This is a genomic window from Chloroflexus sp., from assembly GCF_034431535.1.
Classification (GTDB): Bacteria; Chloroflexota; Chloroflexia; order Chloroflexales; family Chloroflexaceae; genus Chloroflexus.
Map to the genome: position 1 here is coordinate 69,979 of NZ_DAOUDC010000001.1, position 26,258 is coordinate 96,236.

Sequence of the window (26,258 nt, forward strand, 5' to 3'; positions counted from 1 at the left end):
CGCTTAAACACGACTATGGCGCTCGAGAGCGCTGCGCGGTAATTCGAGCGGGCATAAGACCAACAACGCTTGGGCCGGGGCATGGCCAGGATTGTGCCAGCGGTGGGGCAACACCGCCTCGAACAACAGGCTATCACCGGGGCCGATGGTGTAGGTATGATCGGCGACGGTATAAAGGATGTTGCCACTCAACCCAAACACAAACTCTTGGCCGGTATGGACAATCGACTCAGGACCGCTGCCGGCGCCGGGATCGAGGGTGAGCAACAGCGGTTCGAGAGTACGGTTGACCAAGCCGGGCGCTAAATCGGTGAGCGCGCCGTGCGGGAAGAGGGTCGCTGTCGCCTGACCAGCAGAGGTGAAGACAACGCGCTGTTGGGGCACATCAGGCGTAAAAAAGGCGCTAATCGGCACTTGCAGCGTCATGGCGAGGCGCTGAAGCGTGCTGACGCTCGGTGAGGTGCGGCCATTTTCGATCAGGCTGAGCGTATTGACGGCCAACCCGCTCGCTTCGGCCAGTGTGCGGATCGACATCCGGCGCTGCTCGCGCAGAGCGCGCAGACGATTGCCAACATCAACGCTCGCCTCTTCACCGATGCCGTGGGTAATACTGGTACGTTCGACCTCAGAACGCACGGCTCTCTCCTTCCGGTTGCGCTTGATCTGTTCATTATTATAAGACTAATTTACGATTAGTCACCCATTAAATTGGTTGCGTTCTAGTAACCGTTGCCAGCGCAAACAGAACCCCTGCGCCTTGCACTAGCGCAGGGGCCTGGGAAGCAATCAACAAAGACGCGCGCGATCAGTCGCCGGTGGGGGTGCGCTGGCGCATCCGCTCATACTTCTCGCGGGCGCGGCGGGCGAGAGCGAGGGCGCGGCGCTCGCCGTGCTTGGCGATCGAGTACGAAGTGCGGCGGATGCGGTTGCCATCGCGCCACGTCGCCTCGTAGACCTCGCGGCCATCCTTGATCGTGCGGCGCACGCCAACAATGCCGGTGCTGGTGCGGGAAACGCCAATCACTTGCCGCTCGGTGCGTGGCTTGCCCAGCTCGCGCTCGGTGGCGTTGCGCCACTCGATAGCGGCAGCCAAAGCGGCTAGCCGGTCGCCATACACCGAATCCGAGAAAAACTTGCTCCGGCGCTGCTTGTTCCACGTCACGCGCACAAAATAGCCAAAGGTGCGCTTAGCTGGGTGATCAATGCGGGTAATCCCTTTGTGCTTGGTGGTCTTGGGGCGAAGACGAGCCGGCAGCTTCTTCGTCTCGGCCACAGGCTGCTCGACAGGGGTGGAGAGCAGTCGGCGCGCCTGTTCCGGGTCGAGATCAGGGAGCGGCTCGTAGCGTAGTACGGCCATCGGATCGTCGGTTGCGGGCAGCGTCGTTGCTTCCTCCGCAGCAGTTGTCGGCTCGATAGCCGGCAGATTAGCCGGCCGGACAGCGTGTCGGCGGGGCATTGCTGATTGCTCCTTTTGAAAACGTGGTCGCATTTGTACGATTAGTGATTGCCTCGAAGGTTGAAACCTCCGCTTTCTATCATACCACATTTTGTCAACTGACTGCACAGTAATACTGGGCAAAAAAGTACAAATTTGGTTGGATAGAGCGTCTGATTTGACAACAAATGATCGTGATAAAATGCACAATTTCGGATAAAATTGTGGTTTTTATCACAAAACCAGTAAGATGAAAGTTCCCTGTTCAACTGTCAGGTGGTGAACAACTGTTGGGCGCACGGGGCGATGCCGGCGTGAGATCAAGCGAGATTGGTCGAGATCGGGCAATATTTGGAAATATAAGTTGTAGCTTTGCACAATTGTAATTGGTATAGCTTCGCTTATAGGCGTAACATATAGGAGCTTATATTGCGAGATGTTGAACGTTGAGAAGATGGACCGCCGCCGCCCATGTTATGGTGAGGGGCGCTCACTTCATGTCATTGCAAGGGAGCGCAGCGCCCGCAGCAATTTCCCCTCCTCTGTTGTCATTGCGAGGGAGTGGCGGCCTCTAGCCGCGCTGGAGCCGCCCGACCGAAGCAATCTCCTGCGAGCACGGGAGCAACCCGCTGAGGCATGACCTGCGCTAAAGCAGGAGATTGCTTCGCCGCGCCGGGCAATGCGCAGCATGGCCCTTCTGCGGCTCGCAATGACATCAACTTGGTTGCAAAATAAGCGCTGAGGTGACGTTCTTTGCAATAAGGCACACGCACTGAAGTTTGATATCTTGACAGCATTGCTATAATATAAGAGCGATCTTAACCACCGAGAAGGCTCGCCGCTGATCACAACTCTCTCACCATTCCCCTTCCTTCTCCTTTTCTCGGTCACGCTTCAGCCAAGTTGATATCCGCCTGATACCTTTCAGGTAGTGCCCGCCGATGCCTTGTGGTTCGCTGTGACGTGTGCGCGAGGAGGGCTGCGTATGACGGAAAGTATTCAATGGACGCTGAGCGTGGCTGTGCCCGGAGGGGGCCGCGGAAGACCGAATCTCAGACGCTGCCGGTTGATGTTTATTTGAAAGGCCAAGTGTAGATCGCGGCGGCTAGCGGCGCTACACCGGGCCAAGCCAATTTCGCTGCGCCGTCGGGCGGCGGTACGGTGCGCTTTGTCTTAATTTCGGCGAGCCGGTATGATGCAACGCCGCCATTGACTTATACCGTCGATGGCGGTAGCTCAGTCACACTCGACGGCCCATATCTGCTGATCGGCACCGGGGCAGTAGCGCGGCTAGGCACGGCCAATCTCGATTTTACTTTTTCCAACCCAACGGCGCAGCCGGTGACGGTTGAGGTGCTGATCGGGCGCGATGCAGCGTAGACTGCCATTGCCCACGGCAGCATGACACCTCCTCGCAATCGGGTTACGCTGCCATTATCTATGGCGCCGGACGAACAATACCTTTCGGGCTATCGCAAGGAGCAACAGTATGCCGGTCACTTTGTCGTATCCGGGTGTCTACATTGAGGAGGTTCCGAGTGGTGTGCGCACGATCACCGGGGTGGCGACGTCGATTACCGCTTTTGTCGGGCGGGCGCGGCGCGGGCCGGTGCATGATCCGGTGCGGATCCAAAACTTTGGCGATTACGAGCGGCTCTTTGGCGGGTTGTGGGAAGCGAGCACGATGAGTTATGCGGTGCAGCATTTCGTCCTCAACGGCGGCACTGATGCCGTGATTGTGCGCCTGATCAATGGCGCGACTGCGGCTCGTTTCAATCTTTCGCCCGCGAGCGGGACCGATAATCTGACGCTGGATGCCAGCAACGAAGGCGCGTGGGGTAACCATTTGCGGATCAGCATTGACCATGCGACCCGCGAACCATTGCAACCCGATGAGTTTAATCTGACCGTCGTCGAGATTATTCCGGGGACGAATCCGGTGCAGGCGGTGCGACGCGAGACGTTTCGCAATGTGTCGATCAATCCGGTGGCACCGCGCTATGTCGGTACGGTGCTGGCCCAAGAGTCGCTGTTGTTGCGCGTGCCTGATCCGCATCCCGGCGCCTTTCCTACGGTGCGGCCAGCAGTTGTAGCCGATGCTGCGCCGGCAACGAATGGTACGGATGGGAGCGCATTGACCCACACCCAGTATTTAGGTGATTTCGATGCAAAGACCGGCATGTATGCGTTGCGCAAGTCTGCTCTCTTTAATTTGCTCTGTATTCCGCCCTTTACCCGTGATACCGATGTCACCGAATCGGTGTGGACGGCGGCGCTGCGTTTTTGTCGCGACGAGCGTGCGTTTTTGATTATCGATGCGCCATCGGACTGGCGGAGCATCGCTGCGGCGGTGGGGGGGATCGGCACGTTTAGCGCAGCAGTGGCGCGTGACGATCATGCGGCGATCTATTTTCCGCGAGTGCAGATTCCCGACCCGTTGCGCGAGAACCGGCTGGAAGAGTTTGCGCCTTGCGGTGCGGTGGCCGGCGTCTTTGCCCGCACCGATGCCCAACGCGGGGTGTGGAAGGCTCCCGCAGGACAGGACGCGACGCTGTTTGGCGTGCGAGCGCTGGCGGTCAATTTGACTGATGGGGAACAGGGCCAACTCAACCCGCTTGGCGTCAATTGTCTGCGCACCTTCCCGGTGAGCGGCAATGTGGTTTGGGGAGCGCGCACCTATCGCGGCACTGACCAGTTGGCTTCGGAATGGAAGTACATCCCGGTGCGCCGGTTGGCATTGTTTATCGAAGAGACGCTCTACCGCAGTCTGCAATGGGTGGTGTTTGAGCCAAACGATGAGCCGCTGTGGGCTCAGATCCGGCTGAACGTAGGCGCGTTTATGCAGACCCTCTTCCGGCAAGGCGCGTTTCAGGGCCGTTCGCCGCGCGAAGCCTATCTGGTGAAGTGTGACCGTGAGACAACGACCCAGACCGACATCAATATGGGTGTGGTGAACATCGTGGTTGGTTTTGCGCCGCTCAAGCCGGCTGAGTTTGTGATTATCAAGATTCAGCAGTTGGCTGGGCAGGTGGAATAAGGCAAGCGAGGGCACAACACGTTGCGCCCGTACAGGGGGAATAGCGTATGGCTCAGTTTAGCGTAAATGCGCAGCGGTTCGATCCTTACAAGAACTTTAAGTTCCGGATCAAGTGGGATGGCCGATACGTGGCCGGGATCAGCAAGGTGTCGGCGTTGAAACGTACTACCGAGGTGGTCGAGCATCGGGAGGGCGGCGATGCGAGCAATGTGCGCAAGTCGCCGGGACGCACCAAGTACGAACCGATCACGCTTGAGCGGGGTGTGACGCACGACACCGAATTTGAGAAGTGGGCGAATAAGGTCTGGAATTACGGTTCTGGACTAGGAGCCGAAGTCTCGCTGAAGGATTTTCGTAAAGACATCATTATTGAGGTCTACAACGAGGCCGGCCAATTGGCTATCGCCTACCGGGTCTATCGCTGTTGGGTATCGGAGTATCAGGCTCTGCCTGAGCTTGACGCCAACGCCAATGCGGTCGCCATCCAGAGCATCAAGCTGGAGAATGAGGGTTGGGAACGCGATTACGCTCTTGGCGAGCCGGACGAGCCGAGCTTCACTGAACCGCAGTAAGCAGGGAAGGGGCGCGCTGATTCAATGCCCATCCCGCATTTGGCGCCGTTGCGTTCATGAGGTGAAAGATGGCCATTTCCGCAGCGACGTTGCTTGACATTTGGGAAGCAGGCGCGGCGCAACCGCCGCTCGCGCGGGCATTGGCGTTGTTGGCGCCGCTGTTCCCAGAGACAGCCGTCGCCGAGTTGCCGGTGGGCGCGCGTCATGGTTTGTTGTTGCTGGTGCGGGAATGGCTGTTTGGCGCGCAGATGGAGTGTGTTGCGGTCTGCCCGGCCTGTGCCGCCCGGTTAGAGTTTGCGTTGGCGACGACAGCTCTGCGCGCGTTAGCACCGGCAACGGTGGTGCAACAGCTTGACGTTGGCGGCCAACAACTCGCCTTTCGCCTACCGGCTAGCGCTGATCTGCTGGGGTTGCCACCCGGCCCGGCTGCCATTCGCTGCCTGATTGAACGCTGTTTGATCGATGCGCCGGCGATGCTGTCTGATGAGACATTGGCGGCGGTGGCGACTGCGATGGCGGACGCCGATCCGCTGCTCGATCTGCGGATTGAGTTGGCTTGTCCCGATTGCGGCCACACCTGGGCCGCGCCCTTCGATGTCGCCGGATTTGTCTGGCAAGAATTGGATCGGTGGGCGCGGCGGTTGTTGCGCGATGTGCATACGCTGGCGCGCGCCTACGGCTGGCGCGAGAGCGAGATTCTGGCGCTGAGCCCGCAACGTCGCGCCTTGTATTTGCAGATGGTGAACGATGAACGATTCGCTGGCTAACCTGCTGGCGTACAGTTTCGGCGAGCTGGCTGGGGCGGTGCAACCGCGATTGCCGGTCCGGTTCGAGCCGGTTACGCCATTCGGCGGTGAGGTGGCCGTGCTGCCGGTGCAGGTGGATGATCAGGTCACGCCGGGGTCGCCGCCGGTGCAGGTGGGTGATCAGGTCACGCCGGGGTCGCCGCCGGTGCGGGTGGAGCCATCTCCCGTACCGCTGGCCAGCGTGATCCCGCCGGTTGAACGCCGGCAAGTTCCGCCGTTGCCTGTAGCTCCGCTGCCGGCGTGGGGGCCACCACCAACCACCGGCAGCGAGCTACGGCGTCCATCGACGCCCCCGCCTGCTGCGCCGGAACGTATCTCGCCTGATCTTGGCGTGAGCGAGGTGAACAGCGAGCGCACTGCGCCGGCGAGTCTGGCAGGTTTCGTCGATCTGCGCGGGTTGCCGGCACCGGCCAACGCCGTTAATCCACCGCGGCTGCCGGACGTTGCTGCCGCGTCGCCGGCGTCTGTCATTTCGTTTCAGCCGGCCAGCGCATCAGATCCGCCGCGCGAATCGGGAGCGCCGGCGCCGGTTATGCCGCGCGAACCGGTGACGCCGCCGCGCGAACCGGTCGCGCCACCGCATCCGCCACGTATCACTGTGAACATCGGGCGGGTGGAAGTGCGTGCCGTATCGTCGCCACCGCCATCGCGTCCCCGCCCGCAACTGCAGGCTCCAAGGGTCAGTCTTGACGAGTATCTGCGTCGGCGCGAGGGAGGAACGCGATGAGCAATGCGCTGGCGATTGCCGCAGTCACTGCCGTGTTGCGCGATCTGCTGCAAGATGGTCTGATCGACCACGACCTCACCGGCGCGCTCGGTGAGGTGACGGTGAGCGTCTTGGCGCCGGCGCAGGCCCTTGCCGCCTTTACTCCTAATAGCGGCCAACTCAACCTCTTTCTCTACCACGTGAGCTACAACTCAGGTTGGCGCAACCACGGTTTGCCGTCGCGTTCGGGACGCGGCGAGCTGATCAGTGATCCGCCGCTGGCGCTCGATCTGCACTATTTGCTGACTGCCTACACCGACCAAGACTATCTGGCCGAACTGTTGCTGGGGTATGCGATGCAGCTCTTGCATGAGACGCCGGTGCTATCCCGCGATGCTATCCGCATTGCGTTGGCTCCACCTACGCCGGTCAGTGGCGTTGCGTTGCCGGGATCGGCCCGCGCCAGTCTAGTGGCTGCCGATCTCGCCGATCAGATCGAACAGATCAAAATTACACCTGAACCATTGAATCTCGAGCAGGTCTCACAGATTTGGGCGAGCATGCAATCACCGTACCGGCCTACCGTGGCCTACCAAGCATCGGTGGTCTTGATCGAGAGCCGGCGGCCTACCCGGCAGGCGCTGCCGGTGCGCCGGCGCAATCTCTATGTGCTGCCGCTCAGCCAGCCGCGTATCACCCAACTCGGCTCACAACGCACCGCAAACGATCCGGTGAGCTTCCAGCAGCCGATCTTGCCCGGTTACCGGTTGGTGATCCGTGGCCAGCAGTTGCGCGGTAACGATGTCGTGATCCGGCTTGGCGAGACCGAAGTGGCGGTACCGCCGGATCAGATTACTGATACGCAGATGATTATCCCTTTACCGACAACGTTGCGGGCTGGAGTACAGACAGTGCAAGTCGTTCACCGATTGCAACTTGGCACACCGCCTACCCCACACCGCGGGGTGGAGTCAAACGTGGCAGCGTTCATCTTGTCGCCAATGGTCAGTGCCACTGCCGGCCCGCGTGATGGCAACGGTAATGTCACCCTCACCTTTACCCTCACGCCGCCGGTAGGCAAACAGCAGCGGGTGATGCTCTTGCTCGACGAGACGCCGCCGCCGGCCAACCGGCCACCGCGCTCGTTCGCGTTGCCGCTGCCGGCGCGCGCACCGGTGCCTCCACCCAACGATACTGATGCGACGCTCACGCTCACGACGGACATCGTGCCGGCGGGAACCTATCTGGTGCGGGTGCGGGTAGACGGGGCCGAAAGTCAACTTGACGTAAGTGGAAGCGGGTTTAGCGGGCCAACGGTGATCATCCCATGAGCACGGCCACGGCAATCGATTGGGTGACAGCTAACCAGCGTTATCTGAGTGCGGCGCTTGACGTGATCAAGCGGCGCTTGGCCGGCGAGCGCGACGAAGCAGGGTTGCGCGAGGCCGGGCAGACCCTTGCCGCTGCCCGCGCTGCGTTGCCCGCACTGCCGGCGATCGAGCGGGTGCGCATCATCTTTGGCTTGACCGATTTCGAGACTGAACTGCTGCTGCTCTGCGCGGGGGTGGAACTCGATAGTGGTTTAGCAACGCTCTGTGCCACAGCGCAGGGTGATCCGTACCGCTCTCGCCCAACCATCGGGTTGGCGCTGGCGGTGCTGCCCGCTGCCCATTGGAGCGCGGTGACGCCGACGGCGCCGCTTCGCCACTGGCGACTGATTGAGCTGGCCGAGAGTGAGCCGCTTGCGACTGCGCCGCTACGGATCGACGAGCGGGTGCTGCACTACCTGCTCGGTGTGGCGACGCTTGACCGGCGTTTGCAACCGCTGGTGTGCCTGCTCGAGCCGGCAGTGGCGTTGCCGGCCTCGCATCGGCAACTCGTGGAGCGGATTGCGGCGCTGTGGGAAGAGCAACCTGCGCCGCCGGTGCAGATCTGCGGCAGCGATTCGTTCAGTCGGCAGGCGCTTGCCGCTGCGATTGGCGAGCGACTGGGGCGGGCAGTGTACCTGCTGCGGGCCGAAGATGTGCCCGCCGGCCCTGCCGAGCAAGCGTTGTTGGCCCGCCTGTGGGAGCGAGAAGCGGCGTTGAGCGGCGCGCTGGCACTGGTCGCGGTGGACGACGGCGACACGTCGCGAGCGTGGCTTGGGTGGCTGGAACGGGTACAGGGCATGGTGTTGCTGGCAAGCGCCGATCCGCTGCCGTCCGGCGACCGGCTGATCGTGCGGGTTGATGTGCCGCAACCCGATCGTACCGAGCAACGATTGCTCTGGCAACAAATACTGGGTGAACGCAGTCTGGCCCTCAACGGCCAACTTGAACCGCTGCTGGCCCAGTTCACCCTCAATGCCAACGCCATCCGCGCTGCCGGCTTGGCGGTCACGACCGATTCTGCCGCCGATTGGTGGGAAGCCTGCCGCGGGCAAGCTCGCCTCCGCCTCGATGGGTTGGCCCAGCGGATTGAAACGGCGGCGGGTTGGGACGATCTGGTGTTACCGGACGAGCACATGGCAACGCTGCGCCAAATGGTAGCGCACGTGCGCCAACGGGTGCGGGTGTACGAGCAGTGGGGCTTTGGCCAGCGCGGCGAACGCGGGTTGGGGATTAGCGCTCTCTTTGCGGGGCCAAGCGGCACCGGCAAGACGTTGGCTGCTGAGGTGTTAGCCAACGAGTTGCGGCTCGATCTCTACCGCATCGACCTAAGTGCGGTGGTGAGCAAATACATCGGCGAGACCGAAAAGAATCTACGTCGCATCTTCGACGCTGCCGAAGGCGGGGGCGCGATTCTGTTGTTCGACGAAGCCGATGCGCTGTTTGGCCGGCGCAGCGAAGTGAAAGATAGTCACGACCGGTACGCCAACCTCGAAGTGAGCTACCTCTTGCAGCGGATGGAGGCGTACCGCGGTTTGGCTATTCTCACCACCAATATGAAGCAAGCGATTGACACCGCCTTCTTGCGCCGTATTCGCTTTATTATCAACTTTCCCTTCCCCGATGCGGCGCAACGCCGGCGCATCTGGCAGCGGGTCTTCCCGCCCGCCACGCCGCTGGCCGGGTTGGATTGGGTACGGCTGGCGCAGTTGAATCTGGCCGGCGGCAACATTCGCAGCATCGCCTTGAATGCCGCTTTTCTTGCCGCTGATGCCGGCGAACCGGTCGGGATGCGCCATATCTTGAGTGCGGCGCACAGCGAATACACCAAATTGGACAAACCGCTGACCGAGACAGAATTGCGGGGGTGGGGGTGTTAGCGACGGCTACCGATGGGGTGTGCGATGGCGGTTACGATAGAGATAGAGATTGCGGAAATCGCCTTGATCGGCTTTGGGGTCATCGACCGCGAGCGCGTCAGAGCGGCGCTGGTCGCGGAGTTGAGCCGGTTGCTGGCGGAAGAGGGCATACCGGCGGGCTTGAGCAGCGCCGGCGCAATCGAGACGCTTGACAGCGGCGCGTTCCGGTTAGCGCCGGGGGTGCGGCCTGAGCGGATCGGCCAGCAGATCGCGTTGGCGCTCTACCGGGGGTGGCAGTAGCGGTCGTGAGACGGAGAGGTTCCCATACAAGCCCTAGCGTTCTCTGCAGTACACAAACAGCTATGATCAACATCACTGTGCGCAAACCAACCCGCGCTTCTGTACCGGCTCGCGCTGCCGATGTGGCGGCCTTGCTCGCGCAAGCCGCCGCGCAACCGGCGATTGTGTTGCCGCACCGGGAAGCCCTCGCAGCGCGCTTTGGCTGCCGGCTTGATCAGATCGCCGTCTACGCCGGACCGCCGGCGCAAGCGGCGCTGGCCCTCTTGCATGCCGAGGCGCTCACCCATCAGGGTGCAATCTTCCTCGCCGATCCGCACCCGCCGCTGGAGTTGGTCGCGCACGAGGTAGTGCATGTGTTGCAGATGAAGGGTGGAACACGAGCCATCGGCCCGCACCCTGCCGAAGCAGCGATTGCGGGTGAGGTAGCGGGACGGTCGGAGGATGGCGCTGTGCAGCACGAGGCGCCGATTGTCCCCGCCACCGCACCTGCCGAGCGCGAGGCGATAACGCTGGCCGCACAGGCGCAGCGCGTGATCGATACCCTGCTCACACCTTCCTTGGCCGTGACCACGACCTTGCCGCCGGCAGCCGTCGCCTTGCGCCGCGCTACCACCCCGGCCCCGCCAACCGATGAACCGGCGGCGGCGACCTTCCGCCGCGTCGCCGAACGCGAACCGGCCCCGGCCCCGCCGGCGCAAACCGTTGCACCGCCAACCCCCGAATCGCAGCCTGCGCTGGCTAGCTTGCCGCCACCGGCCATCGAACCAGATCAACCGCCGTTCGAGTTGCCGCCGCCGCCGGCTCCCGGCGTGAGCGCAGCCGATATCGCTGCGCAACAAGCTGCACAAGCGCAGGCTGCAGCGGCGCTTACCGCTGCCGAAGGACCGGAAGCCTTCATGGCCGCCTTTGCTGCTGCGCCGCCGACGGTGAAGGCACAACACGCCGCGACGCTGGGCAGTGAGACGAATCGGCTGGCGAAGGCGGAACAGACGGCATTTAGCGCCAGACTGCCCGATCTACATGCTCAACTCACGACACAGGTTGAAACGTCGCCGCCGCTGGCCGTTGGCGCACCAGATGCCCGCCCGCTCGATCTCGATGTTGCAGACGCAGTGCCGCGGGTCGAATTGCCGCCAACCCCTGATCCCGGTCGCTACACGGCCAACGATCGCGTCACTGCCGATGTTTCGCGGTTGATGAGCGGCGAGGCCGATGATCGTGCCGCTAGCCTTGCCACGCATCTGCGCGCAGTGCAAACCAGCGATACCAATGTAGCGACCTCTCCCGGCGCACCGCCGCAGGTTCCGTTGACCGGCGGCGCTGACCCGGCGCAACTCGACCAACAGATCAGTGAAGGTGTTGCGCAGTCGCGCCAGATGCGCGACGAGGCGGCGCAGGCGGTGATCAATGGGCCGGGGCCGGAACAGGCCCAACCGATTGCGCTCGCTGAAGCGTACCCGGTGGGTGAACTGACCCAACCGGAGATCGCCGCGCCGGCAATGCCTGCTGAACCGCAAGCGTACCTTGAAATGGGGTTGCCTCCGGAGGTGCAGACTGCCTTCGATCAGCAGCAACAGGTAGCGATGGCAGCTAGTCTGGCTGAAGCGCGCATGAAGGCGGATGAAGCGAGTGCCGAACGCGATCAGCAGCGGGCCGAGGCGGTGGCCGAGGCGGTGGCCGAGGCGCAGGAACAATCGACGCGCGCTGACGAACAGCAGCGGACTGGCGTGATCGAAGCTCGCGCGCAGATTCAGGATGCGCGGCAAGAGACGCTGGCGGCGCAGCGCGATGCCGTTGCCGATATCGAGCAGCAAGCAACGACTGAACGGACTAGTCGCCGGCGCGCGATCGACGATCGGGTGCGCGCCGATGAAGCGCAGATCGAACAGCATTACGAAGCGGCAGAGCGCGATGCCCGCGCCGAGGTGGCCAATGGCGAGCGGCAGGCTGAAGCGGAACGGCAGCGATCCGAACGCGCAGCCACAGAGCAGAGTTGGTGGGATCGGGCGGTCAATTTCGTGCGCGACGCCTTCGCTGCCCTCACCAGTGCGATCGGCGCCATCTTCGACGCTGTGCGGCGCGCGGTGAACGCGATCCTCGATGCGGCCAAAGCGCTGGCGATGCGGATCATTGACGCCGCTGCCGCCTTTGTCAACGGCCTGATCGCCGCGTTCGGCGAACTGCTGAAAGGGCTGGTTGATACCCTCATCGGCAGCATCTTCCCTGAACTGGCAGCGCGGCTCAATGCCGCCATCGACAGTGCGGTCGTCTTTGCGCAGCGTGTGGTCACTGCCGCCGCCGAGGGCCTCAAAGCCGGCATCGCCGCGTTGGTCGAAGGGCTACGCGCCGGTCTCAACGCAATTATCAATGTCTATCAAGCCGCGATCAACGTGGCGCTCAGCATTGCCCAAGCGGTGCTGACCGGCGATTGGGCGGCGCTCGCGCGCATGGCGCTCGAAGCAGTGCTGAAAGTGGCCGGGATTGATCCCGCAACCTTCTACCAGTTCATCGGGCGGGCGCAGGAGACCTTCCAGCTCATTCTCGACGATCCGGGCGGGTTTGTCGGCCATCTGGTCGATGCCTTCCTCAACGGGGTGCGCCGCTTCGCCGATAACTTCCTCGCCCACTTGCAGGCCGGCATCATCGGCTGGCTCACCGGCGCGCTTGGCGGGGCGGGGATCACGCTGCCCGAACGTTTCGACCTGATGGGAGTGCTGAGCCTCATCCAGCAGATCCTTGGGCTGACGTGGGAACGGCTGCGCGAGCGAGCGGTGCGCTTGATTGGCGAACGGTCCGTCGAAGTTATCGAGTTTGTCACCGGTTACTTGCGTACATTGATTGAAGGCGGCTGGGATGCACTCTGGCAGCGAATCCGTGACGATCTGACTACTCTGCGCGATCTGGTGCTCGACAGCATTAAGAGTTTTCTGATCGAACGGATCGTGATGGCAGCGATCACCCGACTGGCTACAATGTTCAACCCGGTGGGTGCGATTGTCAATCTCATTCTGGCCGCTTACAACCTCTTCACCTTTCTGCACGATCAACTGGCGCGGATCATCGAAGTCGTGCAAACGATAGTCAATGCGATCAGCGACATTGCCCACGGCATCATTCAACCGACGGCGCAGCGGGTAGAAGAGGTACTGGCTCGTCTGCTGCCGCTGGCGATTGACCTACTGGCTCGCCTGCTCGGTTTGGGTAACGTTGGCGCCAAAGTACGCGAGATCATCGAGCGGGTGCGCGGGGTGGTTGATCGTGCGCTCGACCGGTTGATCGACCGGATGCGGAATATGTTCAGAGGGGGCAGGGCGGAGCGCCGGGCTGCGGCGGAAACGGCACCGGTGCGGGAGGCGGGAGCATTGGCAGTTCCCTTCACCGCTGCCGGCCAACACCACCTCTATGTGCGTATTGTCAACCGGCGAGCAGTTATGTCAGTGGCCAGCGATGAACAAGACTTTGACCGTTTCGCCGACGATTTGGCGCAACGGATTCAGGTGTTGCCCGATAGCCCCAACAAAACACATCTTAGCCGGCAGCTTGTACAGGCTCGCCAACTGTCTACCACAGTCGAAACGCAGCAAACTCAGGCAGCTACCCGCGCAGCGCAAGCGCAAGGTGTTAGCGGGACGGGTTTGCCAACAGAGCAGAATATCCAACGCCAGCTCGACCAGCTTATTGCGGTGTTGTCGGGTGTGATGGTTTGGGCCAGCAGCGTGCCACGTGATTTCACACCGGGCCACATTCAGTACAACCCGCAAGGTGATCGGGCGCGGCGCGCACATGGTTGGCTCGGTCAGAAGGCGCACCGCGCACCTGAAGATCAAGCCCGTGTATCAGAGCCGCTCAATCGAGCAATTACAGATTTGCAAGCCCAAGGTGTCATCATCAATGCTCGTTTTGATGCTGGTCACCTCATTGCCAGTCGCTATGGCGGCGATGGTAGTTGGCGTAACTTAGTGCCCATGGAAACGCGCATGAATCGCAGTTGGTTTAGCGCCTTTGAAGCACGAGTGCAGACGCACGTTGATGCCGGTGAGGCGATCTATGCCGATGTCAATGCTAGTTACGGCGGTGATGCGTTTGCGCGTCTGCTGAGCGAAACCGAGATTAATGGTTTGACGCCGTTGCAGAAACTTACCGTTGCTCCAGTCTTTGAACGCATCCCCCAAGCAATCACAGCCACGGTTGGTCGCCGTACCAGCGATGGCCGCGATCAAGTCATCTTTCAGCAAACGTTCGATCCACGCCATCGTTTGGCTTTTACCATCGGCCAAGCGCGGCGTGAGGGTTTAGTTGGCGGTGAGCACCCGGAGCGATCACGCGATCTCTTTCCCCGACGTGATGAAGAATCATTCAGAGGATAGGCCTATGCCTACACCTGCTCGTCAACTCCACCCCCGACTCGATCAACCGCTGCGGGCCAGCGCGAGTCGCATTGCCCACCCTCTCGACCCCGCCACCCGCGCCCACCTCGAACCGCGTTTTGGCTACGACCTCAGCGGTGTACGTATCTATTGTGATTCAGCTACGGCGACACGGGCCGCTCAGCTCGGCGCGGCGGCGTATACCATTGGGCGGCATATTTTCTTTGGGGCAGGGCAGTATGCACCACGCACTGCTGCCGGGCAACGTCTACTGACTCACGAACTGGCGCATGTCGTACAACAGGCCGAAGGTGTGCAGGGGCGCAGCGTCGCCGCGCTCGAAGCCGAGGCTGAGCAACGGGCAACTGCCGGCGCGCCTTCGCTTGGCCCGCTGCGATCGTTGCCCGCGCCAGCCCAACCGCTGCTCCAGTGCTACCGTGTGCCCGGATCGTTGCGCTGCAACGAGGTGGTTGATTGGCTGCGCGCCAATTCGCCGTATGCGCCAGATTGGGCTGAAACCCGCTGCACCTACGCATTCAACGGCGGCGTGCAAACCCGGAGCGAGACGCTGCGCGATGGACGGGTGCGGATCACTGCACGCGGTATGCCGTCGGCAACCGTGACGGTCGATTGCCCGATCGATCGCCCGGAGTGGAACCCGACCGAACGCCCTAGCCGCACCGCAGAGGTGGCGGCGTGGAACGCGATGCGCGTTGACCTCGACGCGCACGAGGCTGCCCATCGCCGGATTGGCCGGCAATGGCGGGCCACGCTCGAACAACGCTTTCGCAGTGTGCATTTCACCGTCACCGGCAGCGATGCCGGCGATGCTATGCAGCAGGCGCAAGAGCGCGTCGCCGCGCTGCAACAGCAATGGCAGGCCGATGCGCAGGCGGCCCAAGATGCGATCGATCCGTTTCGCGGCGCAGTGTTGCACTGCCCGTCGTTGGCCGAGGAGAGCCTATGACTACGTTTCCCCGTTCGCCCCGCTTGCTCAAAGGTGCGCTGGTCAGTTTCGATCTGCCCAACCCCAAGCCGGCGGTGATCGTGTTTCAGTACAACCCTGATACATTGTCACGCACGCTCGAAGCCCAAACCGGCGGCGAGGGAGCCGATGCGCTGCGTATCAAGGGCGCGCCGGTTGAGACGATCAAGCTCGATATCGAACTCGACGCGACCGATCAGCTTGAACAGGGGGCGGCGACCACCGGTTTGCATCCGCAACTGGCGGCGCTCGAGGTGCTGATCTATCCCAAGAGTGCGCTGGTGGTCGCCAATACTGCGCTGCTCAACGCCGGCACGATCGAGATTCTCCCGCCGCAAGCACCCTTCACCCTCTTTATTTGGGGGCCGAAGCGGGTGCTGCCGGTGCGCCTCACCGAGTTCAGCATTACCGAAGAGGCGTATGATCCGCAACTCAACCCGATCCGGGCCAACGTTTCGCTTGGTCTGCGCGTGCTCAGCTACAACGACTTGCCGGTGGCGAACCCCGGCTATCATCTCTTCCTCGCCCACCAGATCGTCAAAGAGACGATGGCGGCCATTGCCCGCACCGGCTCGCTCGACGCTGCCGGCGCTGGCGCGAAGCTGTTATGACGGCTGGATCAACGCAGAAAGGAATCTTGCCATGCTTCATCCCAATAGCCGCTACTACCGGATCGCAACCGCTACCTTTACGACTGCCGATGGCCGCCAGATCGGCTATCTGCGCCGCCGACTGTTGCCCGCCGGCGCGGCGATGCCGTTGCTAGCCGAAGTCGAAGTCACCGGCGGCGACCGGCTTGATCTGATCGCAGATCGCGCGTTCGGCGATCCCGAACAGTTTTGGCGGATCTGCGACGCCAACGACGCGCTGAATCCGTTTGATCTCACCGCTGAGATTGGCCGGTTGTTGCGGGTGGCGGTGCCAACCTTTGAAGGGTAACATACGATGACTCTGCTCAGTACCCGCTTAACCATCTTGATAGGCCCGACTATTCCGGCGCCGGCGCCGCCGGTGCTGCTCGCTGCTTTTACCAGCGCCGAGGTGACGCACCGCGATGAGGGGCGCTCTGGATTTCAAGTGGTCTTTCAGCTTGGGCGCGAACGTGGTGATCTGCTCGATTATGCCTTGCTCGCCGGGCCGCTGCTGCGCACCGGCAACCGGATCGTCCTGATTGTCTGGTTTGGCGCGTTGCCGCAGGTGGTGATGGATGGTTTGATCACCAACCAGCAATTGCAACCCGGCGACCAACCCGGTTCGGCGACGTTGACCATCACCGGCGAGGATGTGAGCGTGGCGATGGATCGCGAAGAGAAGTCGGTTGAGCATACGGCCCAATCCGAAGCGGTTATTGCGCTCAAGATCATTGCCAGCTATGCCCAGTATGGTCTCATTCCGCTGGTTATCCCGCCGCCAACCGTTGATATGCCGCTGCCAATCGAGCGCACACCGGTGCAACAAGCGACCGATCTCGCCTATCTGCGCCAGATGGCCGAACGCTTTGCGTATGTCTTCTACGTCGCTCCCGGCCCCGCCCCCCTCACGAATACCGCCTACTGGGGGCCGCCGGTGCGCATTGGAGTGCCGCAACGTGCCTTGACGGCCAATATGGGACAGGCTACCAACGTGACCTCGATCAACTTCCAGCACGATCCGCTTACCGCGACCACCTTGGCCGGGCAGGTGCAGGATCGCACGACCGGCCAGAATATCCCGGTGCGCTCGTTCGCCAGTCTCCGTCCGCCGCTCGCCAGCCTGCCGGCGCTAGCTTCGTTTGCCCGCAGCACAATCTTCCGCGGCACGGGTCTCAATGCCATGCAGGCGCTAGCCCAAGCCCAAGCCGCGACCGATGCCTCCAGCGATGTGCTGACCGTTGAAGGCGAACTCGATACCGCGCGTTACGGCGGTCTGTTGCAGGCACGCGGGTTGGTTGGCTTGCGCGGCGCCGGCTTCAGTTACGACGGTCTTTACTACGTCAAGCAGGTGAAGCACCAGATCAGTCGTGACGGCTTTAAGCAGAGCTTTACCCTTACCCGTGAAGGGTTGGGTTCGACAGTGCCGGTGGTGTTGCCATGAGCCAATTTTTCGGGAAATATCGCGGTAAGGTCGAGAACAACCTCGACCCGCTGCAACAGGGCCGGGTGCAGGTGAGCGTGCCCGCCGTGCTCGGTGAGGGCCGGGCTAGTTGGGCGATACCGTGCGTGCCCTTCGCCGGCAATGGTGTCGGTCTCTTCCTCATCCCACCCACCGGTGCCAACGTCTGGGTTGAGTTCGAGGGTGGCGATCCCGACTATCCGATCTGGAGCGGCTGTTTCTGGGGAACTGGTGAAGCACCGGCTTCGCCGGCAGTCGCCGAAATGAAGGTGCTCAAGACCGCTGCCGGCACAATCACGATCAACGAACTGCCGGGGGTTGGCGGGATTACGATTGAGACGGCGACCGGGGCCAAGATTGCGCTGACCGCGACCGGGATCGAGATCACGAACGGCCAAGGCGGTTCGATCAAGCTCACCGGGCCGCAGATTTCGCTCAACGACGGCGCGTTAGAGGTGACGTAACAATCGGTGGTCGCACCGATTGGCAGCCATACCCTCGCTGCTCTTGCGCAGTGGAGGGCGGATGGATGAAGATATTTCAGCACCGGCGAGGTGGCAGCATGCCTGGTTTTCTCTTACACGTTGGCGCGACCATCCTGTGCGCGCACGGTGGTCAAGCCCAAGCCACCGCACCCAATCCACGGGTGCGAGTGGGCGGCCAAGCGGTGGTGACGCTCAGTGTGCCGCATACGGTTGCCGGGTGTCCCTTCACGACCGGCACGAATCCGATGCCCTGCGTGACCGCTCAATGGACAACCGGCGCAACTCGTGTGCGCGCCGGCGGTCAACCCGTGTTGTTGCAAGATAGCCAAGCCACCTGTGTGCCGAATGGCACGCCGGTCAATATCGTGATGACCCAAATGCGGGTCAGGGGGCAATGATGCATATCGCGTTTCCTTATGCCATTGACGGCGGCGGTCGCACGGCGCGCGCCGATGACGATGCCCACATTCGCCAGATGATCGAGCAACTGCTCTTCACCGCCCCCGGCGAGCGGGTGAACCGGCCTCGTTTCGGCGCTGGCGTGCGCCAGTTGCTCTTTGCGCCGAATAGCCCCGAATTGGCCGCCGCACTAGAGTTCTTGGTGCAGGGCGCGTTGCAAGAGTATCTCGGCGAGGTGATCCGGGTTGAGGCGGTGGCGATCGAGTCCGAGGAGGCAACGTTGCGGGTGACGGTGCAGTATGTGGTGCAGCGTACTCAGCAGCGCCGGGTGGTTGAGGTGGCCGGCTGAATGGCGTTTCTCACGCAGGGAAGGCAGCGGATCGCTGGCGATTGCTATCCAAGTCTTCTCTGCGCCTGTGGCGCTAACAACATCAAATAACGGGTTAACAGTATGAGTATCCAATTCCGCTGTGCAAATCCGCGCCGGGCGCAAGTGCTGAGCACGTCTGCCATCCCGCTCAACGGGATCGATCTGCTCGAAGTGCTGGATCGCGACGCGCCTGCCGGTGCGCCGCCGCAACAGACGCTGCTAGTGCAGATGATCAAGCCGGCGCCGTGGGGTCTCGGCGCGGCCAATGTGCAGCTAACCGGCGGTGTGCGTGTCACCGACGTGAAGGTACGCTGGGTTTTGCGCGCCGCTGATGCTAGCCCCGCCGATGTTGCCGCCGGGCGCATCACCAGCGCCGAGCGAACGTTTTACAATGGGTTATCCGCCGCCGATCGCATCTTGGTAGTGCGAGTCGATCAGGCCGGCGACTTTTCGACCTACGCGCTGCGCCTTGTCCGTTCGCCTACCGATCCGAGTCCGCCTGCCGGCTTTGATCCTATCCTCAGCTATATTGAGTTCGCGTTCAAAGTTGAGTGTCCCAGTGAATTCGATTGCGCTCCGGCTACCGATTGCCCGCCAGAACGCGATGAGTCACCGCCGATCAATTATCTGGCTCGCGATTACGCCAGTTTGCGCCAATTGCTCTTTGACCGGCTAGCTGCCGTCTCACCCGCTTGGCACGAGCGTAATCCAGCCGATCTTGGCGTGGCGATTGTCGAGGGGTTGGCCTACATCGGCGATTATCTCAGCTACTATCAAGACGCGGTCGCCACTGAGGCCTATCTCGGCACGGCGCGCCGCCGAGTGTCGTTGTGCCGCCACGCGCGTTTGCTTGATTACGCGCCCCACGACGGCACGAATGCGCGGGTGTGGGTGCAGGTTCAGGTTGATGCGCCATGTACCCTGCCGGCCCGTACCCCCGTGCTGACCAAAGTCGGCGGCGCGCCGCCGCGCTTGCTGCCCACTTCCGCCGAACTGGCCCTCGCTCGCCAACAGCAGCCACTAGTCTTCGAGACAATGCACGATATACGCCTTGTTCCGGCGTTGAACCTGATCGACTTCTATACGTGGGGTGATGAAGGCTGTTGCCTGCCTATCGGTACTACGCGCGCCACGCTGCGCGGTGATCTTAGCTCGCATTTGTATCCCGGCGATGTACTAGCCTTTATCGAGCAGCGCAGTCCGATCACCGGCTACCGCGCCGATGCCGATCCCACCCGCCGCCACGCTGTCCGCCTGACCCGCGTCACCGCGACGACCGATCCGCTCGGCGGCCAGTTGGCCGATCCGCCATCCAACCAGCCGGTGGCTGTGACCGAGATTGAGTGGATGGAAGAAGATGTCTTGCCATTCATCCTTGATCTGACCGTGGTATTCGTGCCGCCCGATGATCGCGACGAGAGCGGAGCAGCGCGCCAGCCGGCCAGTGTGGCGTTGGGCAATATTGTGCTGGCCGATCACGGCGAGACCCTCCCCGCCGAGTTGTTGCCGCCGGTTGGCGATCCGCTTCGCTACCGGCCTGCGTTGGCGCGGGCCAACGTGACCTTTGCCGCGCCATTCGAGCCAGCCGATCGCACCACCCCGGCCTCGCGGTTGGTGAGCGCCGCCGCACCTGCGCTGACTCTGCCCGCCGTCGAACTGGCGAGTCCCTCTGGGGTGTGGTGGCCAGTACCTGATCTGCTCGGTAGCAATCGCTTTCAAACCGAATTTGTCGGCGAACTGGAGAACGACGGTCGCCTGTTCCTGCGCTTTGGCGATGGTCGCACGGGGCGCGCGCCGGTGATCGGCGAAGGGTTGGTGGCACACTATCGGGTAGGTGGTGGCTCTGCCGGCAATATCGGCGCCGATGCGCTAGCCCACATCGTCACCAACGAGAGCGGTATTCGCGCGGTGCGTAACCCCTTGCCGGCCCTCGGCGGCAGCGAGCCGGAGGCGCTTGAGGCGATTCGCCAGTCTGCGCCGCAAGCCTTTCGCCGCCAAGAGCGGGCTGTGACTCCTGCCGACTATGCAGCTATGGCTGAACGTCATCCGGCTGTGCAACGCGCAGTGGCTACTCGGCGCTGGACGGGAAGCTGGTACACGATCTTTATTACCGTTGATCGGCGTGGTGGCTTGCCGGTTGATACGGCGTTTGAAGCCGACCTGCATGCCTTTCTCGAACGCTACCGGATGGCTGGGCAAGATATCGAGATTGACGGGCCGGTCTATGTGCCGCTCGATCTGGCGTTTGTGATCTGTGTCAAGGCTGGCTATTTCGCTGCCAATGTCAAGGTTGCGCTGCTCGAACGTTTCAGCGCTCGCCAGTTTTTTCACCCCGACAACTTCACCTTTGGCCAACCGCTCTACCTCAGCCATATCATTGCCGCCGCGATGGCCATTCCCGGTGTGCGCTGGATCGAGACGGCGGGAACGCGGGTGCGTTTCCAACGCTGGGGCAAACCGCCGCGCGGCGAGTTGACCAACGGCCAACTTGATGTTGGCCGGCGCGAGATTATCCGCTGTGATAACGACCCCAACCGGCCTGAACATGGCCGGATCGAGTTCATCATGGAGGGCGGGTCATGAGCAATGTCGAACAATCCCCGTGCGGTTGCGACGAGCGCGAGTCGTTACCCTCGCCCCATGCGAACTCTCCTGGCCAACCTATGGTGCGCTACCGCTTCGGTACACACCGCTCGTTCTTGCGTCGGATGATAGCACGCTTGTCGCAGCAGGCCAGCTCGACCGGCCAGCGCCCGCTCGCCGCGCTGGCCACCCGCGACGCCGCCGATCCGTCGCTCGCTTTGCTCGATGCAGCCGCGACACTGGCCGATGTGTTGACTTTCTACCAAGAACGGATCGCCAACGAGGGTTTTCTCCGCACCGCGACCGAACGCTTCTCGGTCTTGCAGTTGGCCCGCGCGATCGGCTACGAACTCAAGCCCGGCGTCGCTGCCGCGGTCTACCTTGCTTTTACCCTCGACGACACGCCCGTCTCGCCGGCCCAGACGGTGATCCCTGCCGGGACCCAAGTGCAGAGCATCCCGGCCAAACAGGGTGAACTGCCGCAGACTTTCGAGACTAGCGTCGAGTTTGTTGCCCGCAAGGCGTGGAATGCGCTGCGTCCGCGCCCCACTCGTCCCCAAGACCTGAGCAAGGGCGTGACGACGCTCTATTTGGCTGGCGTCGCGACGCGCTTGCAAGCGGGTGATTATCTGCTGCTGGTTGGCGCCGAACGCGAGCGCGATCCCGGCAATGAACGCTGGGATCTGCGCCGGGTGTTGTCGGTACAGACCTTTCCTGATGCTGCCGGTGGTTATACCGTCGTCACATGGGCACCCGGCCTCGGCTCAGACCGCCCGCAAATGCTGCCGGCGGCCCAGCCGCAAGCCTTTGCCTTTCGCCGCAGCGCACGCCGTTTCGGCTTCAACGCGCCTGATTGGCGGTTGATGCCGGCAGAGGTGAAACGAGCGTATGGCGGCACGGCCAACGAATGGCCCGGTTTTGCGATCGATGGCAGCCAGCGCCATATCGATCTCGATACCGCTTACCCCACGATCGTGCCGGGGAGTTGGGTGGCGCTGCTTACTCCCGGCTACGCCGAACTCTACCGCGTGACCGGTAACGAACCCGTGGGTGTCGCCAATTTTGGTCTCTCGGGGCAGGTCACGCGCCTGACTGTTGACACGAATGAGAACATCGCCCGCTTTCAGCGCCGCGAGACGGTGGTGTTAGCCGAGAGCGAGCCGTTGCCGCTGGCCGAAGAGCCAATTCCCGATCCGGTCACTGGTAATCGGATCGAGGTCGCCGGTGTGGTGCGAGATTTGGTCAAGGGCCAGCCGTTGATCGTCAACGGTAAGGTGAACGAGCGCGACGAACAGCCTACCGCGGTGGTGGTCTTTGTCGAGGCGGTTTACCCCAATCCCGGCTTTACCACCATCGTGCTACGCGATCAGGGGTTGGGCGCGATCCGCCTCATCCGTTCTACGACGGTGATCTACGCTAATGTCGTGGCTGCAACCCACGGCGAAACGGTACCCCTAACCCCGATCGGCAGCGGCGATGGCAGCCAGACCCACCAACGCTTCAAACTCAAAAAAGCGCCGCTTACCTACGTTTCGGCCAGTACACCTTCCGGTGTTGCCTCGACACTGACCGTGCGCGTCAATGGCGTGGCGTGGCGCGAAGCGCTGTCGCTCTATCTCGCCGGCCCGCACCACGAGCAGTATATGGTGCGCCTCGACGATGATCATTCGGCGACGGTGCAGTTCGGCGATGGCATCCACGGCGCGCGTTTGCCCACCGGCGCCGAAAATGTGACCGCGACCTACCGGTTTGGAATTGGTCAAGCGGGTGAGGTTGGCGCCGGCGCGATTGCCCTGCTCAAGACCCGCCCGCCCGGTGTGCGCAGCGTGATCAACCCGCTTCCCGCCAGTGGGGCCGCCGATCCGGAAACACTGGAGAGCGCACGCGCCAATGCGCCGCAGACGGTGCTGACCCTCGACCGGATTGTCTCGTTGCAGGATTTTACCGATTTTGCCGCCGCCTTCGCCGGTATCGGCAAGGCGCAGGCATCAGCGTTTCGCCGCGGCGAGCAGCTTGTTGTCCATCTCACCTTCGCCAGCGCCAGCGGCAAACCGATCGCGCCATCCGATCCGCTCTTCGCCAGCCTGCGCAACGCAATCGATGCCGTGCGCGACCCAACCGTGGTCGTCGAACTGGCCAGTTTCATCCCGCTGACGTTTCGGCTCAAGGCGACCGTCCGTTACGACGCGCGCTATCTCGCTCCCGCTGTAGAAACCGCCATCGCGCAAGCGCTGTTCACGGCGTTCTCCTTCTCTCAGCGCGATTTTGCCCAACCGGTGACTGCCGCTGAAGTGATTGCCGTGATGCAGTCGCAAGCCGGGGTGATCGCCATCGATCTCGACCAACTGGCGTATACCAGCGGGCGCACCGGTGCGCATCCCACCTTGTTGGCCGCCTCACCAGCGCGGCAGACGGGCCACGCCATCATCCCAGCCGAATTGCTGCTGATCGATCCCGCCGGGATCGAGTTAGTGATGCAAGCTGTTGAGGTGGTGCTGCCGTGATTGCCAGTGTGGTCTTCGCTACTGGTCCAGTAGCGTCCCTTCTCTCATCTCGTGGGAGAGAAGGGCTGGGGGTGATATCCCCCAAAGGAATGTTATGAACCCATCACCCCGCGACCGTTTGTATGAACTCCTGCCGGCCCTCTACCGCGCCCGCGATGCCGAGCGCGGCGAGCCACTACGTGCGCTTCTTACCATCATCGGTGAGGAGTTGGCCCGCATCGAAGCCGATATTGGTGATTTGTACGACGACTGGTTCATTGAGACCTGTGCCGAGTGGGTTGTTCCCTATATTGGTGATTTGCTTGGGGTACGCCATCTGCGTCAGTTGCACGAAGTAGCCGATTTCAGTCAGCGTGCTTATGTCGCCAATACGCTGCGCTACCGCCGCCGCAAAGGCACTGCCCCCGTGCTCGAACAGTTGGCCCGCGATGTCACCGGCTGGCCTTGCCGCGCCGTCGAGTATTTCGAGCGGCTGGCAACTACCCAGCATCTCAACCACGTTCGCCTGCATAGCCCGGCTACCGCCTCGTTGCGCAACGCCAATGCGCTCGAATTGACCGGCGGCCCGCTCGAAACCGTCAACCACACCGCCGAAGTGCGCCGGATCGCAACTGGCCGTGGCCGCTACAACATCCCTAACCTTGGCCTGTTTTTATCCCGTTTGCAGCCCTACACCGTGCAAGGCGTCTCGCCGCAGCCGGTAAGTAACCCGCCCGATGGCCGCTACTTCTTCAGCCCGCTCGGCAACGACATCCCGCTCTTTAATCGCCCCCGCACCGAGATCGTGATTACCCAGCTTGCGACCGAACCCGATCTCCCGTTGCCGTTGCGCCGCCGCGCTCTCTACGACGATCTCGAAGCGGTGCGTGCCGGCATTGCCGCCGGTCGCCCGGTCAAGAGCAGCTATCTCGATCCGGCCCGTCCCGTCTTCCAGATCGCTGTCCCCGACGGTACCGGTCAGTTTGTCCCGATCCCCGCCGCCGAGATCCTGATCTGCGATCTCAGTGATTGGCGGCGTCCGCCAACCAGCAAGACCTACGCTGACCAGCCGTTGCCGATCCGGGTCGCGGTTGATCCGCAGCGTGGACGGCTTGCCTTCCCCGCGGGGGTTGTGCCGTCTGACCTGATGGTTAGCTACACCTACGGCTTCGCTGCTGACATCGGCGGCGGACCCTATCCCCGCCTCGCCACGCTCGCCATCGCGGCTCCCGGCGATCTGGCCCTCACCGTTGCCCAACGTGGCGGCGGCGACCATCCGGCGCTTGCTGCGGCCATTGCGGCGTGGCAAGCGTCATCTGCGACCACCGGCGTCATCACTGTGCTCGACAGCGCCACCTACGCCGAAGATCTGGCGATCACCATGGCTCCCGGCCGGGTGCTAGCAATTCAAGCCGCCGATGGCCAGCGCCCGCTCATCCGCCTCACCGATCGCCTGCGCGTTGCCGGTAACGGCGATCGCGCCTCCCTTACCCTCAATGGTTTCTGGATCGAGGGCGGGATCGATCTGGCCGCCGGCAGCCTCGAACGGTTAGCCATCCACCACTGTACCCTCCTGCCCGGTTGGCGCCTCGACGTTGCCGGCAACCCCCAGTTTCCCAACCGGCCCAGCATCCACGCCGCCACGCCCAACCCTGATTTGCGCCTCGAACTGGCCCGGAGCATCAGCGGCGCGGTGCATGTGGCAGAAGATTCGGATGGTCTGATTGCCAGCGATGTAATCCTCGACGCCTTCGCGCCGGCCGTGCCCGCCTGTGCGGCCTCCAATGGCGAGAGGATCGGACCGCCGGCCAGTTTTATTCACTGCACGGTGCGCGGTGAAGTCCGCGTGCGCCAAATCGATCTCATCTCTGAAAGCATTATGCTTGGCCGGGTACTGGTTGCACGCCGCCAGATCGGTTGCACCCGCTTCAGCTTTCTTGCCGCCGACTCGCGAGCGCCGCGCCGCTTCCGCTGCCAACCCGATCTCGCCCTCGCCGCCTTCGCCGTTGCCCGCAACCGGCCCATCGCTGCTCTCACCACCGCCCAACGCAGCACCGTAACGCTCTCGGTCACACCATCCTTCACCAGCACCCAGTTCGGCCATCCTGCCTACATGCAACTGGCTCGCTCGTGCCCCGCCGCCATCACCCAAGGTGCTGAAGACGGCGGTGCGCTCGGCGTCTTCCATCTCGTGCAACAGACCCAACGCCTCGCTAACTTGCGCCTTGCCCTCGCCGAGTATCTGCGGCTGGGTCTTGAAGCCGGGGTTTTTTTCGCATCGTGACGCCAGTCTGCGCAGCTCGTTCGCACCAACGATATGCAACCGTAAAGGTATGAGTATGGCTTCCTTCATAACCCAACAAACCACTCTACGTCCTTTGCGCCTTTGCGTCACATACTCTGCGCCTTTGCC

At 62.5% G+C, this 26,258-nt stretch carries 21 protein-coding genes; 19 read left to right on the top strand and 2 right to left on the bottom strand.

All coding sequences use genetic code 11. The features are described from left to right. Positions 1-3: 3 nt before the first annotated feature. Together U9R61_RS00310 and U9R61_RS00315 are read right to left on the bottom strand one after the other, a co-directional pair. Complete coding sequence (locus U9R61_RS00310; RefSeq protein WP_322486833.1) at positions 4-636, bottom strand: cupin domain-containing protein; 633 nt, start codon at positions 634-636, stop codon at positions 4-6. Positions 637-805: 169 nt separating this feature from the next. Continuing rightward, positions 806-1,456 (bottom strand): AP2/ERF family transcription factor, encoded by a 651-nt coding sequence (locus tag U9R61_RS00315; protein ID WP_322486834.1) that lies wholly within the window; start codon positions 1,454-1,456, stop codon positions 806-808. A gap of 1,140 nt (positions 1,457-2,596) precedes the next feature. On the opposite strand from U9R61_RS00315, the gene U9R61_RS00320 reads away from it, so the two are divergent. From U9R61_RS00320 to U9R61_RS00410, 19 genes are all read left to right on the top strand, one after another. Further along, entirely contained in the window at positions 2,597-2,815 is a 219-nt protein-coding gene (locus tag U9R61_RS00320; protein ID WP_322486835.1) for a hypothetical protein, read from the top strand. Positions 2,816-2,924: 109 nt separating this feature from the next. Further along, the gene (locus U9R61_RS00325; protein ID WP_322486836.1) at positions 2,925-4,472 is read left to right on the top strand and encodes a phage tail sheath family protein; all 1,548 of its coding nucleotides are present in this window, start codon (positions 2,925-2,927) and stop codon (positions 4,470-4,472) included. Between the two features lie 47 nt (positions 4,473-4,519). Then, positions 4,520-5,044, top strand: coding sequence for a phage tail protein (locus tag U9R61_RS00330; protein WP_066791253.1), 525 nt, complete (start codon positions 4,520-4,522; stop codon positions 5,042-5,044). A 68-nt stretch (positions 5,045-5,112) separates the two neighbouring features. Continuing rightward, positions 5,113-5,811, top strand: a complete 699-nt coding sequence (locus tag U9R61_RS00335) for a hypothetical protein (protein ID WP_322486837.1) — start codon at positions 5,113-5,115, stop codon at positions 5,809-5,811. Beyond that, positions 5,792-6,577: a hypothetical protein gene (locus tag U9R61_RS00340; RefSeq protein WP_322486838.1), complete on the top strand. Its 786-nt coding sequence runs from the start codon at positions 5,792-5,794 to the stop codon at positions 6,575-6,577. The genes U9R61_RS00335 and U9R61_RS00340 overlap by 20 nt, the downstream gene beginning before the upstream one ends. After that, positions 6,574-7,887: a DUF4255 domain-containing protein gene (locus tag U9R61_RS00345; RefSeq protein ID WP_322486839.1), complete on the top strand. Its 1,314-nt coding sequence runs from the start codon at positions 6,574-6,576 to the stop codon at positions 7,885-7,887. The genes U9R61_RS00340 and U9R61_RS00345 overlap by 4 nt, the downstream gene beginning before the upstream one ends. Next, on the top strand, positions 7,884-9,803 hold the full coding sequence (locus U9R61_RS00350) for an ATP-binding protein (RefSeq protein ID WP_322486840.1): 1,920 nt from the start codon (positions 7,884-7,886) through the stop codon (positions 9,801-9,803). The genes U9R61_RS00345 and U9R61_RS00350 overlap by 4 nt, the downstream gene beginning before the upstream one ends. 24 nt (positions 9,804-9,827) lie before the next feature. Beyond that, on the top strand, positions 9,828-10,082 hold the full coding sequence (locus U9R61_RS00355) for a hypothetical protein (protein WP_322486841.1): 255 nt from the start codon (positions 9,828-9,830) through the stop codon (positions 10,080-10,082). A gap of 62 nt (positions 10,083-10,144) precedes the next feature. Continuing rightward, entirely contained in the window at positions 10,145-14,449 is a 4,305-nt protein-coding gene (locus U9R61_RS00360) for a DNA/RNA non-specific endonuclease (RefSeq protein WP_322486842.1), read from the top strand. A 4-nt stretch (positions 14,450-14,453) separates the two neighbouring features. Beyond that, positions 14,454-15,416 carry an eCIS core domain-containing protein gene (locus U9R61_RS00365; RefSeq protein WP_322486843.1) on the top strand — a complete coding sequence of 321 codons (963 nt, stop codon included), beginning with the start codon at positions 14,454-14,456 and terminating at the stop codon, positions 15,414-15,416. Beyond that, positions 15,413-16,045, top strand: coding sequence for a hypothetical protein (locus U9R61_RS00370; protein ID WP_322486844.1), 633 nt, complete (start codon positions 15,413-15,415; stop codon positions 16,043-16,045). Before U9R61_RS00365 ends, U9R61_RS00370 begins: the two co-directional genes overlap by 4 nt. A gap of 31 nt (positions 16,046-16,076) precedes the next feature. After that, entirely contained in the window at positions 16,077-16,373 is a 297-nt protein-coding gene (locus U9R61_RS00375; RefSeq protein ID WP_322486845.1) for a hypothetical protein, read from the top strand. Between the two features lie 6 nt (positions 16,374-16,379). Next, positions 16,380-17,507: a hypothetical protein gene (locus U9R61_RS00380; RefSeq protein WP_322486846.1), complete on the top strand. Its 1,128-nt coding sequence runs from the start codon at positions 16,380-16,382 to the stop codon at positions 17,505-17,507. Beyond that, positions 17,504-17,989: a phage baseplate assembly protein V gene (locus tag U9R61_RS00385; protein WP_322486847.1), complete on the top strand. Its 486-nt coding sequence runs from the start codon at positions 17,504-17,506 to the stop codon at positions 17,987-17,989. Before U9R61_RS00380 ends, U9R61_RS00385 begins: the two co-directional genes overlap by 4 nt. 98 nt (positions 17,990-18,087) lie before the next feature. After that, on the top strand, positions 18,088-18,408 hold the full coding sequence (locus tag U9R61_RS00390) for a hypothetical protein (protein WP_322486848.1): 321 nt from the start codon (positions 18,088-18,090) through the stop codon (positions 18,406-18,408). After that, on the top strand, positions 18,408-18,758 hold the full coding sequence (locus tag U9R61_RS00395; protein ID WP_015940254.1) for a GPW/gp25 family protein: 351 nt from the start codon (positions 18,408-18,410) through the stop codon (positions 18,756-18,758). The genes U9R61_RS00390 and U9R61_RS00395 overlap by 1 nt, the downstream gene beginning before the upstream one ends. A gap of 102 nt (positions 18,759-18,860) precedes the next feature. Beyond that, positions 18,861-21,362: a putative baseplate assembly protein gene (locus U9R61_RS00400; RefSeq protein ID WP_322486849.1), complete on the top strand. Its 2,502-nt coding sequence runs from the start codon at positions 18,861-18,863 to the stop codon at positions 21,360-21,362. Then, positions 21,359-23,866, top strand: coding sequence for a putative baseplate assembly protein (locus U9R61_RS00405; protein WP_322486850.1), 2,508 nt, complete (start codon positions 21,359-21,361; stop codon positions 23,864-23,866). Before U9R61_RS00400 ends, U9R61_RS00405 begins: the two co-directional genes overlap by 4 nt. A gap of 94 nt (positions 23,867-23,960) precedes the next feature. Next, positions 23,961-26,129: a hypothetical protein gene (locus tag U9R61_RS00410; RefSeq protein WP_322486851.1), complete on the top strand. Its 2,169-nt coding sequence runs from the start codon at positions 23,961-23,963 to the stop codon at positions 26,127-26,129. Positions 26,130-26,258: the final 129 nt, after the last annotated feature.